A 12,808-nucleotide genomic window follows, 5' to 3' on the forward strand; every position below is an offset into this window, starting at 1 on the left:
AAGATCACCCGGGAGGACGAGGGCCCGTGCTCGCGGCCCCGGCAACCGTCTTCGCCCTAGCTGCCACGTCGAGAACTTCGACTCGTTCGAGACAGGCCGCCTCGGTCCTGCAAGGTGAATATCGGGCGCTGTGAGCCATGCCCGCCGGGATCGCCCGACGCTGCCTGAGGCAACCCCGGCGAACCTTTAAGCGGGGTGGTGAGCACGCTGGCCCTGCACACTTGCACCAGCAATGCCGCCGCCGGTATCCACATGCCCCTCTCTTCCACCTGCCCGCAAGGGAACCTTGACGGCAAGCAGTTGTCTCCCTACGACGCCCGTGCCCTCCGCATGCCCCAACGAGCGGTAAATCACGGTCAATACGGGTCCCCACCGACCCTCTTCACTCTGCACCACAGCCCACGTTTAAGCAGGTCAGACCCACAATGGCGCGTACACGCCCCATTGATTCCCAAGCTCAGAGCGCGGGTTCGATTCCCGTCACCCGCTCCATAGTTGAGGCCCAGGTCGGTGACCTGGGCCTTGACCGGCGCGTCAAGTGGGTGGGACGGCCTCGGTCGGGCCGCCTGGTGCCCTGGACGGCCGGACCACCGCTCCGGGCCCGACCTGTGGTGCAATGGTTGAGTGAAGTTTGAGCATGACAACATGGTCGGGGTCCGCCTTGCTGTGTCGCTGGTGAATCTTGAGTCGAGTGGTTCCTGGGGGGCTGAGGCTCTGGAACGGGCGTTGCAGGAGCATGCGATCCGGCGTTCGCGTGTCACCGGCTCGGCCGGTGAGGAGATCAGGGCGTGGTCGCGGCTTTTGCGGCCCGTTTTCGAGGCTGCCTCGCAGGGCGAACGGTGCGAGAGGATCAACGCTCTGCTTGCGGACGGCGCGGGAAGCGTGTACCTGACCACGCACGACGACTTGCGGCCGCATCTGCACTTCGCACCGGACGCCCAGGACGTCCAGAGCCGCGTGAAAGCCGTGACCGCGGGAGCTCTGGCCATCTTCACCATGGAGGCCGAGGGGGAACGGCTGGGCGTCTGCGCGCTGGACCCCTGCCGGACTGCCTTCGTCGACACCAGCCGCAACGGTCGCCGCGCCTACTGCTGCGCGCGCTGCGCCAACACCGATGCGGTCCGCCGCCACCGCATGACGCGGCGCTAGCGTTCCGCCCTGGCGCAGGTGCTATGCCGAGACCAGTGCCAGGACGAACGGGACGGCGGCGATGCCCAGAAGTGTCTGCGTCGCGGTGATGCCCGCCATCAGCGGCGCGTCGCCGCCGAGTTGTCTCGCCATGATGTACGAGGACGATGCCGTGGGCAGAGCCTGGAAGAGCACGGCGATGATCAGCGCGTGGGAGCCCAGGCCGGCCATCTGAGCCGCCAGGAAGGTCACGGCGGGCATGAGGGCGAACTTGACGGACGACGACGTGAGGATCGGTGCCGCCCACGAGCGTGCCGCACCGAAGCGCAGCGCGGCGCCGATGCACAGCAGCCCCAGCGGCATCGAGGCGGCTCCGAGTGCCTGAAGCGCCGGCTCGATGCCCGGCGGCAGGCGCAGATCGAGTGCCTGAAGGAGGATGCCTCCCACACAGGCGAGGATGAGCGGGTTGGTCACGAGCTGTTTGACGATGCCCGCAAGGCGCAGGCGTGCGCTCCCGAACCGCGCGAAGACCAGCACGCACAAGACGTTGACCGTGGGCACGATCACCGCGTTGCAGACCGCGGCGGTGGCGACGCCCTGGGTGCCGTACAGGCCGGCAGCGATCGTCACGCCGATGTAGTTGTTGAACCTGACGCTGCCCTGGAAGACGGAGGTGAAGCCGTCGTCCTTCAGTCGCATCATGGGCCTGAAGGCGATGACCAGCACGGCGACGATCACCGTGGAGGCGACCAGAGTGCCTGCCAGGGCCGCTACCGGCAGATCGTCGGTGTCGGCCGTCGCCAGGCTGTGCAGGAACAGAGCCGGGAGCAGCACGTGATAGCTCAGGCGCTCGGCTTCGGACCAGAAACGCTCGGCGGTGATCATCGATCGCTTGAGGGCGTAGCCCAGCGCGATCAGCAGGACGACCGGAATCAGCGCCTTGACGGTCAGTGCGATCACGCCGGAATCCCGTCCAGCGTGGCGACGATGATGCGGCAGCCCTCTTCCAGGGTGGCGAGGTCGGTGGCGAAGGAGAGCCGCAGGTGGCCTGGCGCGCCGAAGGCGCTGCCCGGGACGGTCGCGCATCCCGCTTCGAGGAGGGTGTCCGCTGCTGCGAGGTCGTCGCCGCTCGCAAGGCGCGGCAAGAGGTAGAACGCACCGTCTGGTTCGACCGTGTCCAGGTGCCGGCTCTGCCGCAGAATCGCCAGCGCCGCATCGCGCCGTCGACGGTATGTTCCACATCGTTCCGCCAGAATCCCCTGAGGCCCCTCCAGGGCGGCGGCCGCGGCGATCTGGCTCACGGTCGCCGTCTGCGTGCAGTTCTGTGTCTGTACGGCGGTGATACGACGGACAAGTTCGGCCGGCCCGAACCCCCAGCCGACCCGCCAGCCGGTCATCGCGTACGCCTTGGAGACGCCGTCCACGAGCAGGATCCGCTCGCGCAGGTCAGGCGCGACCTGCGCGACGCTGAAGTACTCGCCCTCGGCGTAGCCGATGTGGGCGTAGATCTCGTCCGAGAGGATCATCGCCGAGGGGTGCCGTCGCAGGACCTCGGCGAGACCGGTCAGGGTGTCATGGCTGTAGGTGGCGCCCGAGGGGTTTCCGGGAGCGTTGAGCACGACCCAGCGCGTGCGCGCGGTCAGGGCCGCTTCCAGGGCGTCGGGAGCGAGTCTGAACCCCGAGTCGGCCGAGCAGGGAACGATCACGGGCACGGCGCCGCACAGGCGCACCAGGTCCGGGTAACTTGCCCAGTAGGGCGCCGGGATGATCACCTCGTCGCCCGGGCCCAGGGTGGCGAAGAACGCGTTGAAGATGACCTGCTTGGCACCGCATCCCACGGCCACCTCGGCATCCGTGTAACTCAGGGCGCGGTCCCGTTCCACTGCGCGCCGTGCGGCACGGCGCAGTTCCGGTATCCCGTTGGCGGGGGCGTAGCCCAACGGGCGGGCAGCGGCTTCCTGGGCGGCACGAACCGCGTGCGCAGGCGGGGCGAAGTCGGGCTCGCCGAGCGTGAGGTCGATGATCCGACGGCCTTCCGCGCGATACTCGGCCGCGCGGCGGGCCATCTCCAGGATGGGTGAGCCGGAGGGAGTCACCGGGCAGCCGGTCACCGGTCAGCCCTCCCCAAGGCGAACGGAACCTCCGTGGAACCGGGGGCCGTTCTGTCTCGCTGGTGGGTGTGGGAAGAGTCAGTGCCCGGGGCACTGGGCGTCGAAGAGCGCATACCGACAGGCTGATGTAATACCCCAAGGCATGACAACCATTACAGGGATCCTGCGAGAGGACTCAGCAGGCCGGACTCCCCGACGCCACTGCGGCGGCCCGACGGAATACTGACCACGCAGGTCACCCTGTGGCAGAAGCGGTTCCGTACCGTAGCCGGAGGGCCCGTTCGGGCCCCGGCGCGACGGTGCGCCACGGCCGAGGTCAGCCGCTCCTCAAGCCCGCAGACACCCTGGACTCCTCGCCCCTCGACGCCCGAAGCCCGTCGGCGGTGAGGCGAGGTCGTCGATGCCATGTACGGCCGGCGCGACCTCCCGTAAGAGACCCGCAGTAAAGGACGATCGCGTGAACGATCACATAGCACCGCCCGCCCTGCGCCCGGTCCGGGGAGCGGCCGGCTGCGCCGTCGCCACCCTCGTCCTCGCCGGCGCGGCCTGGGCGGCCCGGGCCGTGTGGCAGATCCGGCTCACCGTGGCCGGACAGCCGCCATCCGGACCGCTGGACCAGGGCGGCGGCCGGCACCGCCCGCTGACCGCGCTGGAGAACGACTACCACCACCTCGTCATCAACCTGGGAGACGCGGCCATAGTGCTGTGCGCGGTCGCCTTCCTGCTCTGGCTTTGGCGCGTGCGGGACAACGCGGGCACACTCTCGGGACAGCGCCCGCGCTACGCCGGGCCATGGGTCCACGCCGGCTGGATCGTCCCCATCGCCAGCCTGTGGATCCCCCGCGGGATCATCGCGGACATCCACCGCGCCAGCGCGCCCGATAAGCGCTTGCCGCACGCCGTGAACTGGTGGTGGGGCCTGTGGCTGGTCGGTTTCCTGGGCGGGGCGGGCCTGTACGCCGGCACCACGAACACCGTCATCGCCCGCGCCTACACGGACACGCCCCTGCTGCTGGTGACCGACGCGGCCGTCATCGGCGCGGCCGTGGCCGCCATCCTCGTCGTCCGCGCCCTCACCGCGGTACAGCAGAACCACATACACCAGCACCCGCGGCGCGGCGCCGAACCAGCAGTGCACGTCGAGCCGGGGACGTGAACGCGGTCAGCCTTCAGGGGCAGATACCTTGCGATGGCAATGCCACTTCTCCCACCTCATAGGAGACGCGTCGCCATCGCGCCCAGCCAGGCCCAAGAGCAGCGCTGAGGCTGCACTGACCAGGCTCGTGCCCCAACCGTGCCCTCCAGCACGGTCAACAACGGTCGAGAACAGTACGTCAGTGCACCACCGAACAGTCAGGTAGAGCGGCGTTTCCCCTGGTCACGGGCCGAATCGAGCTCACTGGTCCCGTTGATTCCCAAGCTCAGAGCGCGGGTTCGATTCCCGTCACCCGCTCCAAAGACGAAGGCCCAGCTCAGGGAACTAACTCCCCGACTGGGCCTCTGTGTTGTCTAGACCGTGCTGAGCGCTTCGTGCCCGCTACGTGCCCGATCGATCCTGATCCGGTCCAGCCTCCGGCTTCTGCCGCGCAGCCCGCACCATGGCGTCCAGGCCACTGGCGACCTCCTTCTGCCGGTCCAGGTTCGAGTGCTGGTAGAACAGCGCGGCCTTCTCGGAGGACTGCCCCGCCCGCACCATCGTGTCCTTCAGCGTCGCACCCGATCGCGTGGTCAGCGTGTGGCCGGTGTGACGGAGATCGTAGAAGCGGAAGTCCTCCGGCAACCCGACAGCCGCCCTTGCCCTCCGCCACTTGCGCCCAAAGGAGGAACGGCGAAACGGCGCACCCTTCTCCCCCACGAACAGCAGCCCCTCGTCGCCTTCTTCCGCGTACCAGTCAAGGTGTCGCTGCAGGTCCGTGTGCAGGAAAGCGGGCAGGGCCAGGCGCCGCCTGCCTGCATCCGACTTCGTGTCCCCGAGGGCACGCCGGCCGGTAGTCAGCTCAGGCGCGGCCTGCCGAACCCGGAGCACCATCGTGTCGGTGTTCACGTCCCTGCGACGCAGCTCTGCCTGCTCCTCCGGCCGAAGCGGACCGTAGGCACCGAGGTAGACCATCAGGGCGGTGCGTTGTTGGGCGGCGCGGTAGTCGGCGCGGACCTGGCGCAGTGCGCCAAGGGTGGTGGAGTAGCGGCGGGACTTGGTGGAGAAGTGGCCGCGGAAGCCGAGCATGTGCGCCCACTGCCAGAGCCGCCGGTCGAGGTATAGCTCGTCGAGGTCCCAGCAGGCGCGGATGAGGCGTCGGGTGTGGTCGGGCAGGTCGGGGAGCTTGTCGAGTTCGGCGAGTTCGCCGATGCGGCGGTCGACGGTGCCCGTGGCTTCGGCGGCCTTGGTGGCGTACTTGGCGACGTAGGAGGCGACAGCCTGCTCTGTGAGGTCTTCGCCGTTGCCGAAGGCGCCGATGGGCTGGACATCGAGCTGGGTGCCCCAGCACAGGACGCGAGCGGGCTGGTCACCGGTGGGAGGCAGGGCGACTTCCGCACGGGCGGCGGCGGCGCGGAGGGCGTCGGTGAGCAGGTCGAGGGTGGCCCAGGCCGGGGGTTCGGTGTCGGGGCCGTCGGGTCCGTCGAAGCGGATGACGGCATGGAAGTGGATGGCGCCGCGCTTTTGGTACTCGGCGACCTTGCCGTAGGAGACGCGGAGCCGTTCCTTCAGGGCACGTTGGCTGATGCCCGCCCGCTTGGCCAGCTCCCGCGGCAGGTAGATCGTGACGTAGCGCCAGAGGTGACCGGCGTGGTTGTTCCACAGGACGGCGCCTGCGTAGTCGTAGGTGTCGGGGTTGAGGGCGGTGCCGAGTTCGGGGGCGCCGTCGGGGTGGTGGGTGCCGCAGCGGCAGCGCCCGGAGGTGGGGCGGTTGTGGACGGGGCCGAAGGAGGGGGCGGTGAGGGTGGCGAAGACGCGGGGGTGGTCGCGGACGGTTTCCGGGGTGTTCTTGGCCGGGTCGCCGGTCAGGCCCGCGCGGATGAGGTGGTACGTGTCGCCCGCGTAGGTCCAGGCGCAGGAGGGGCAGCGGGAGGCGCGGCGGTTGCCGCAGGCGAGGCGGAGCCGTCCGCCGGGCTCTTTGTCGGTGGTGTAGGTGTGCAGGACGGTGCCGGTGGCCGGGTCGAGGGTCTTGGTGGAGCCGGTGAGGTGGATCGGGTCGGAGCAGCCGCCGGTGCGGCGGATCTGGTCTTGCCAGCGGTCGAAGCCGGGGTCCCCGGCCACCCGGAGCAGATCGCCCAGGGTGGTCGGGTCCAGGCCCGCCAGGGTGGCGGGGTCGGTCATACCAGGACCTCCTGCCGGCAGGTCAGGAAGGCAGTGCCGAGGGCGAGCCGCCGTACCGACACCGTCACAGATGCAGGAGCGTGAGCGGACCGGACGCGGAGAGGTGGCTGAGGGGGAGCATCTGCTGCCGCGATGTGGCTCAGCCCGTCATGGGCGCTCCGCTCAGTTCGTCGCCGTCGTGAGCCTGTGCCAGGGCTGTCTCTGGGCCGTCCGTGAGCAGCACGGTTTTACGTGTTCTACGTGCCCCTCCCGCGCCCGATCCATCGGGGAATCACGGGGAACGCCGGACGGTCGCGGTGCGCGGGCAAGGCGAAGGCCCCTGACCGATCTCCCTGGTCAGGGGCCCTTTGTGCTGAGTTGCGGAGGCTGTGGGATGTGAACCCACGGTGAGGGGTTACCTCACGACAGTTTTCGTACCTCGTGTCGAAGCCGGCGGCAGGAATCCCCAGCCCGCACTTCTCGCCGTCCGCCCCTGTGACGAACATCTGACACGGACAGCCGCACCGAGCAGTACACGCAGGCCCATACTGGTGGCAATGACAAAGTCAGCTGCACCGAAGCGCTATCTGTCTACCAGCCCCTTCAAGGCCCCGGTCGCACCGGCCCCCAAGCGGTTTGCCGTGGGCGACCAGGTCACACACGACATGTACGGCCTCGGCCGGGTGATCAGTATCGAGGATGGAATCGCGGCACTCGTGGATTTCGGTTCGGCTCAGGAGCGGATCTTGAGCCCGTACGCCAAGATGAGCAAGCTGTAGAACTGCTGTGCCCGGTCACGGCACGCCAGGCACCTTCATGGCCCTCTAACCAATGGGAGACCTCTCATCGACCTGACCTCGCTGTTCTCCGCCCCGGAAGGGGCGCCCCGCTATGCCACTGGGGTATCGCCACCTCCGGCGACGAACCCCTTCCAGGCTCCGGACCTCGGGGAGAACGAGACCTTCCTGCTCGACGGTGCCCAGCATCTCTCTCACGCATCGAATCAGCTCAGCGCAGGGCAAGCTAGCTCCGAACAGTGACCGTGGCCTTGGCAGCCGACCACGGACCGTTTCGCTTCAGCCTCTGGATGGCCAGCAAGGAGCTACCGGCAGGGTGGACTCTTGTGTGGCCTTCCATGGCCGGCCCCTGCAGAGTCCCCGCAGGGCTACGGATCGGAAGGTCGCAGACCGGATCGGCGACATCTACGGCTGACATCAACGGCGGCGAACGGCAGGAGACCCGAGCGACTCGCGGCGGTGCCGGCGCGTTATGGCGCAGGGGCCCCGGCAGGTGGCGGGGTGAACTTACAAGGCAGTGGTCAGTAGGGACTACGTGACCGGTCGCAGCGCGTGCCCGGTACATGCCCGATCCACCGGGGAACAGCGGTGAACAACGGGTTCAGCAACGCGTTCGCCCGCTCCTCAATCGCGGCTGTCGTTGCAGGTCAGCAGTCGGATCGGTCCTAGATCACCCGTGATTCCCAAGCTCAGAGCGCGGGTTCGATTCCCGTCACCCGCTCCATAGTTGAGGCCCAGGTCAGCGACCTGCGTTGGGGAAGTGGCCGCGGGCCTTGACCGCCCGGCAGATGCGGGCGTTGACCGACTCGATGGCGTTGGTGGTGCAGACGATGCGGCGGATCTCGTGGTCGAAGCGGAGGAACGGGGTGAACTCCTCCCAGGCGTTCTCCCACAGCCCGAGGATCTCCCGCCGGCCCTCGGCCGTGACCGCCAGTGCCACGTAGACGGGCCGGTTGGCTACAGCGCCGTCGCACCGGAGATCAGGCGAGCTGGGGCCGAGCGCCGTGCCGCGGGACTTGTGTCCCGCGGTGCAGATGCGTGGGCTACTTACCGCAGCCTTCGCCACCGGCCACCGCACTCTCGCCCGCGGCCGGCGCCCTGGCCCTGGCCAGCGCCGTCCTGGTGCTCTGGCTGACCCGCACCCGCCGCTCCGAGCACCCCAATCTGCAGAAGACGCCGCGACGCCCCGCCAGCCGAAGCATTCGGCTGGCGGCTGCCGGCGATGACCGCACCACGCCCAGTGACTTCGCCTTCCTCGGCCTCGCCGCCGCGCTGTGCCGCACACGCCGCCTCAAGCCCATCGTGTGAGACACGGCCTAAACTGGCGAGTGGGCGACGGGCATGGGATCCGTGCTCCGCGCCCGGGAATCGACGGTGAAGGCCCCCACAACCTGGACCGAGTGGTTGGGTCCGCTCGGTCCATGTGAGCCGGACGCGCCACTGGAGGATCGCATCACCATGGGGCAACATCCCCCCGCATCGGCAGAGCCCGGTGATCCCGGCCCGTCGACGTCGGTGTCGCACGGGCATGGTCCGGTCGGCCGGTGGTGGCAGTTGCCGTGGCTGCCGTTCTGGTGGGAGAGCCGCCGGAGCATGCTGTTCGATGTCCTGGTCGCCCTCGGCTATACGGCGGCCGTTGTGCTGTTCACCGTACCCAGGGATCATCCCTTCGGAGTGCCGGAACCGGCCTTCTACGCGGTGGCGGTCCTTATGGGGCTGGCGCTGATCGGACGCCGGCGTCGGCCGGCGTCGCTGTGCGCGGCGGCGGTCCTGGCCACGCCCGTCCTGCTCCAGGTTTCGCCCCTCCCTTTCTTCCTGTACGCCTTGGCCGCCTACGGTCGCCGCCGCCACCTGGCCATGCTGACCGCGGCTGCGGTGCTCACCCTGGCCGCCATCTTCTTCCTCCCCGCCCGCACCGGGCTGCTTCCGTCCTACGCCCTGATCTTCTTCGTGGCCGGGCCGGTGCTGCTCGGCCTGTACGCCGGGGCGCGACGGGCGGTGGTGGAGAACCTGCGGGAACGCGCCGAGCGCCTGGAACGCGAACAGATCCTGCTCCGTCGGCAAGCGCGCACGGAGGAACGGACGCGGATCGCCCGGGAGATGCACGATGTGGTCGCCCACCGGGTCAGCCTCATGGTCATCCATTCCGGAGCCCTGGAAGTCGGCGCGGCGGACGGGGAACGTGCGGCCGAAGCAGGTCGGCTCATCGGTGACATCGGCAGACAGGCTCTCGACGAGCTGCGCGAGGTGCTCGGTGTGCTGCGGCTGGACGAAGACGAGGAGGCCGCCCCGCGTGCACCGCAGCCGACCGTGGACGATCTGACCACGCTGGTCGAGCAGTCGCGCTCCGCGGGCATGCGGATCGAGCTGGTCTGCTCCGGCCCCCGCCGACCGCTGGCCCAGGCCACCGGACACACGGTGTACCGGCTGGTCCAAGAGGCCCTGACCAATGTGCACAAGCATGCGGGCAACGCCGCAACCCGGATCGAACTGCGGTACGGGCCCGATGCCCTCCGTGTCGCCGTGGACAATGAGATGCCCGCAGGACCTGTGACCGTCGGGCTGCCCAGCGGGGGAAACGGCCTGGTCGGGCTCCGTGAGCGCATCACCCTTCAGGGCGGCGTCTTCGAAGCCGGTCCGCGGCCGGAGGGCGGATTCCGGGTTGCGGCAGAGCTACCCATGAAAGAAGAGGCTCCATGAGTATCCGCGTCCTCCTCGCCGACGACGAAGCCTTGGTCCGGTCCGGCCTGAGCATGATCCTTCAGGCCGCTCCCGACATCACCGTGGTGGCCGAGGCGGGCAACGGCGCGGAGGCAGTGGAGCTGGCTCGCGCGCACCGCCCTGACCTGGTGCTCATGGACATCCGTATGCCCGTCATGGACGGGCTGGCCGCCACCGTGGAGCTCACACGGCTGCCCGACCCCCCGAAGGTGGTCGTGCTCACCACCTTCGACCTGGATGAGTATGTGCATGCGGCCCTGCAGGCCGGAGCGATGGGCTTCCTCCTCAAGAACTCCCCGCCCCGGGACCTCGCCCATGCCGTCCGGACCGTCCACGCCGGCGAGGCCATGCTCGCCCCGTCGGTGACCCGTCGGCTGATCTCCAATTTCTCCGCCCGTGACAACTCCAGGGCCGCGGAGGCCCGCAGCCGGGTCGTGACGCTGACCGAACGGGAACGCGAGGTGCTGATCCTGGTCGCCGAGGGGTGCTCCAACGGCGAGATCGGAACGGCCCTGCACATGAGCGAGTCGACCGTGAAGACCCACGTGAGCCGATTGCTCGCCAAGCTGCAGTGCGCCAATCGCGTACAGGCGGCGATCCTGGCCCACGACGCGGGCCTCCTCGACGCGGCATAGCACTGCCGGGCGCGTTCTTGCGACGGGTCGCGGCACCGGCGGCGAGAGCGGGCAGCGGCTGACCGCAAGATCTGCCTGGCACTCATACCTCCGGCGTACGGAGTCGTCCATCGATCGTCGGACTCTGCGGGCGGCAACCCGGGACGATGGTCACGGAAGGTCTGACCGTGTGGGCGTCCCGCGCGTGGTGCCCGGATTTCTACGGTGATCGAGCAAGTGGAACACCGTCGGAGCCGCGCGGAAGGAGCACGCCTATGAGGGCAGGCACATTGGAGGCCCAGGGGCTGACCAAGCACTACGGGGAGAAGGCGGCCGTACACGATCTGTCGTTCACGGTCCGCCCCGGCCGGGTCACCGGATTCCTGGGGCCGAACGGGTCCGGCAAGTCCACGACGATGCGGATGTTCCTGGGCCTGGACCGCCCCGATTCGGGCAAGGCGCTGGTCGGCGGCCGCCCCTTTAACCAGCTGTGTCACCCGCTGCGCGAGGTCGGTGCCGTACTCGACGCCAAGGCCGTACATCCTGGCCGCACTGCGTACGGCCATCTCCTGAGTCTGGCGTACAGCAACGGCATCGGACGCGCGAGGGTGGCGGAGGTGCTGGATCTCGTCGGCCTCGCGGAGGTGGCGAACAAGCAGGTCGGCAGCTTCTCTCTGGGGATGACCCAGCGGCTGGGCATCGCCGCCGCGCTGCTCGGTGATCCGCAGGTGCTCCTCCTTGACGAGCCCCTCAACGGCCTCGACCCGGAGGGCGTCCGCTGGGTCCGCGACCTGATGAAGGAACTTGCCGCCGAGGGCCGCACGGTGTTCGTCTCCAGCCATCTGCTGAGTGAGATGGAGCTGACAGCGGACCACCTTGTCGTGATCGGGCGCGGCAGGCTGATCACCGAAGCCGGCGTGCGCGAGGTCATCAAGGCCGGCTCGCGCGGTGCGGTCAAGGTCCGTTCCCCACAGGCCATTCAGCTTGCCGGTCAGCTGCGCAACGCCGGCGCGCAGATCACCGCGGACGCCGAGGGGGCACTGCTCGTCACCGGCCTCGACTCCGCGCGGATCGCCACGATCGCCTCCCAATGCGGCGCGCTGTTGCACGAACTGGCCGTACAGCACGCCTCACTGGAAACCGCGTTCATGGAGCTCACCTCCGGCAGCACCGAGTACCGCGGCGAGGCAGCCGGACCTGCCTGACCCACCCGCGACGCTCCCGGCCCATTGCGCGAGCCCGCTCCAGACCACCACACCCGAACGACATCCCGGCAGGTACCTGCATGTCCCTCACTCTTCCCGCCCCCGCGCACCAGAGCGCCACGGCACCCCGCGCACCACGGTTCACCGACCTCCTCCGGTCCGAATGGGCCAAGCTGCGCACCGTCCGGACGACGGTGTGGTGCCTGGTGGCCACCGTGCTCCTGGTCGTCGGCGGAGCCGTCCTGGTTGCGGTGAAAGCCCGCACGCAGGGTCCCCAGGCCATCGATGTGACCGTGAATTTCAGCCGTGTCGGGCTCATGATCGGACAACTCGCCGTGATCGTCCTCGCCGTGACGGCCATCGGCAGCGAATACAGCACCGGGACGATCCGCGTATCCCTGACCGCCGCGCCCTGGCGTACGCGGTGGCTCGCGGCCAAGACCGTCACGGTGGCGGCGCTCGGCCTCGTCACCGGGACCGTCCTGAGCATCGTGTGCTTCGCCCTCGTGTACCTGTGCGCACCGGCCGTCTCCGGTTCCCTCATGACGCCCGGCGTGATCCGTGCGGTCCTCGGTGCGGGGCCCTACCTGTGTGTGCTGTCCGTGCTCTCGCTGGCGGTCGGCGCCGTCCTGCGCAGCACCGTCGGCGCCATCATCGCGATGTTCACGCTGGTCTACGTCGTACCGGGTGTCGTGGCCGGCTCACCGCTCCGTGAACTGGAACGATTCCTGCCCGCCGGAATCCTGCCGCCCAACGCCGGGTGGACGATCATGCAGGTCGACCCGGGCCGGCTGGGTGGCCTTCCGCCCTGGGCCGGGTTCGCAGTGCTCTGCACGTGGGCGGCCGTCGCGATGGCGGGGGCGGCCTGTCTCCTGCAAACACGCGACGCCTGACGCCCGCCCTTCAGACCCGCGCGCCGGCGGCCGACCCACCCCGT

At 69.1% G+C, this 12,808-nt stretch carries 11 protein-coding genes and 1 pseudogene; 8 read left to right on the plus strand and 4 right to left on the minus strand.

Features of this window, described 5'->3' with window-relative positions; genetic code table 11:
• Positions 1 to 645: 645 nt before the first annotated feature.
• Positions 646 to 1,149, plus strand: a complete 504-nt coding sequence (locus tag ABR737_RS22170; RefSeq protein WP_350251847.1) for a CGNR zinc finger domain-containing protein — start codon at positions 646 to 648, stop codon at positions 1,147 to 1,149.
• 21 nt (positions 1,150 to 1,170) lie between these two features.
• Here ABR737_RS22170 and ABR737_RS22175 read toward each other — a convergent pair whose 3' ends face one another.
• Complete coding sequence (locus ABR737_RS22175) at positions 1,171 to 2,088, minus strand: AEC family transporter (protein ID WP_350251848.1); 918 nt, start codon at positions 2,086 to 2,088, stop codon at positions 1,171 to 1,173.
• A complete protein-coding gene (locus ABR737_RS22180) occupies positions 2,085 to 3,239 on the minus strand; it encodes a pyridoxal phosphate-dependent aminotransferase (RefSeq protein WP_350251849.1) in 1,155 nt (384 codons plus the stop codon). The genes ABR737_RS22175 and ABR737_RS22180 overlap by 4 nt, the downstream gene beginning before the upstream one ends.
• Before the next feature lie 457 nt (positions 3,240 to 3,696).
• Here ABR737_RS22180 and ABR737_RS22185 point away from each other — a divergent pair, with 457 nt between their 5' ends.
• Entirely contained in the window at positions 3,697 to 4,395 is a 699-nt protein-coding gene (locus tag ABR737_RS22185; protein ID WP_350251850.1) for a DUF4328 domain-containing protein, read from the plus strand.
• Between the two features lie 381 nt (positions 4,396 to 4,776).
• Here ABR737_RS22185 and repSA read toward each other — a convergent pair whose 3' ends face one another.
• Positions 4,777 to 6,555, minus strand: a complete 1,779-nt coding sequence (gene repSA / locus ABR737_RS22190) for a replication initiator protein RepSA (protein ID WP_350251851.1) — start codon at positions 6,553 to 6,555, stop codon at positions 4,777 to 4,779.
• Between the two features lie 536 nt (positions 6,556 to 7,091).
• On the opposite strand from repSA, the gene ABR737_RS22195 reads away from it, so the two are divergent.
• Positions 7,092 to 7,313 (plus strand): hypothetical protein, encoded by a 222-nt coding sequence (locus tag ABR737_RS22195; protein WP_350251852.1) that lies wholly within the window; start codon positions 7,092 to 7,094, stop codon positions 7,311 to 7,313.
• Positions 7,314 to 8,085: 772 nt separating this feature from the next.
• On the opposite strand, the pseudogene ABR737_RS43940 reads toward ABR737_RS22195, so the two are convergent.
• Positions 8,086 to 8,409 (minus strand): annotated as a pseudogene (locus ABR737_RS43940) (transposase); the annotation flags it as partial.
• Between ABR737_RS43940 and ABR737_RS22205 the strand changes: the two are divergent.
• The 5 genes from ABR737_RS22205 (at position 8,370) to ABR737_RS22225 (ending at position 12,764) form a co-directional block, all read left to right on the plus strand.
• A complete protein-coding gene (locus ABR737_RS22205; protein WP_350251853.1) occupies positions 8,370 to 8,639 on the plus strand; it encodes a hypothetical protein in 270 nt (89 codons plus the stop codon). The pseudogene ABR737_RS43940 and the gene ABR737_RS22205 sit on opposite strands and share 40 nt — an antisense overlap.
• A 150-nt stretch (positions 8,640 to 8,789) precedes the next feature.
• Entirely contained in the window at positions 8,790 to 10,031 is a 1,242-nt protein-coding gene (locus ABR737_RS22210; protein WP_350251854.1) for a sensor histidine kinase, read from the plus strand.
• Positions 10,028 to 10,687, plus strand: coding sequence for a response regulator (locus ABR737_RS22215; protein WP_350251855.1), 660 nt, complete (start codon positions 10,028 to 10,030; stop codon positions 10,685 to 10,687). Before ABR737_RS22210 ends, ABR737_RS22215 begins: the two co-directional genes overlap by 4 nt.
• Before the next feature lie 254 nt (positions 10,688 to 10,941).
• Complete coding sequence (locus tag ABR737_RS22220; protein WP_350251856.1) at positions 10,942 to 11,871, plus strand: ABC transporter ATP-binding protein; 930 nt, start codon at positions 10,942 to 10,944, stop codon at positions 11,869 to 11,871.
• A gap of 80 nt (positions 11,872 to 11,951) precedes the next feature.
• Positions 11,952 to 12,764 carry a DUF2705 family protein gene (locus ABR737_RS22225; protein WP_350251857.1) on the plus strand — a complete coding sequence of 271 codons (813 nt, stop codon included), beginning with the start codon at positions 11,952 to 11,954 and terminating at the stop codon, positions 12,762 to 12,764.
• Positions 12,765 to 12,808: the final 44 nt, after the last annotated feature.

Source organism: Streptomyces sp. Edi2, assembly GCF_040253635.1.
Taxonomy (GTDB): Bacteria; Actinomycetota; Actinomycetes; order Streptomycetales; family Streptomycetaceae; genus Streptomyces.

Excerpts from the sequence above, each read along its gene's own strand:
- ABR737_RS22170 (WP_350251847.1), top strand. The coding sequence starts at position 646 with ATGGTCGGGGTCCGCCTTGCTGTGTCGCTGGTGAATCTTGAGTCGAGT.
- repSA (WP_350251851.1), bottom strand. The coding sequence starts at position 6,555 with ATGACCGACCCCGCCACCCTGGCGGGCCTGGACCCGACCACCCTGGGC.
- ABR737_RS22195 (WP_350251852.1), top strand. The coding sequence starts at position 7,092 with ATGACAAAGTCAGCTGCACCGAAGCGCTATCTGTCTACCAGCCCCTTC.
- ABR737_RS22210 (WP_350251854.1), top strand. The coding sequence starts at position 8,790 with ATGGGGCAACATCCCCCCGCATCGGCAGAGCCCGGTGATCCCGGCCCG.
- ABR737_RS22215 (WP_350251855.1), top strand. The coding sequence starts at position 10,028 with ATGAGTATCCGCGTCCTCCTCGCCGACGACGAAGCCTTGGTCCGGTCC.
- ABR737_RS22220 (WP_350251856.1), top strand. The coding sequence starts at position 10,942 with ATGAGGGCAGGCACATTGGAGGCCCAGGGGCTGACCAAGCACTACGGG.
- ABR737_RS22225 (WP_350251857.1), top strand. The coding sequence starts at position 11,952 with ATGTCCCTCACTCTTCCCGCCCCCGCGCACCAGAGCGCCACGGCACCC.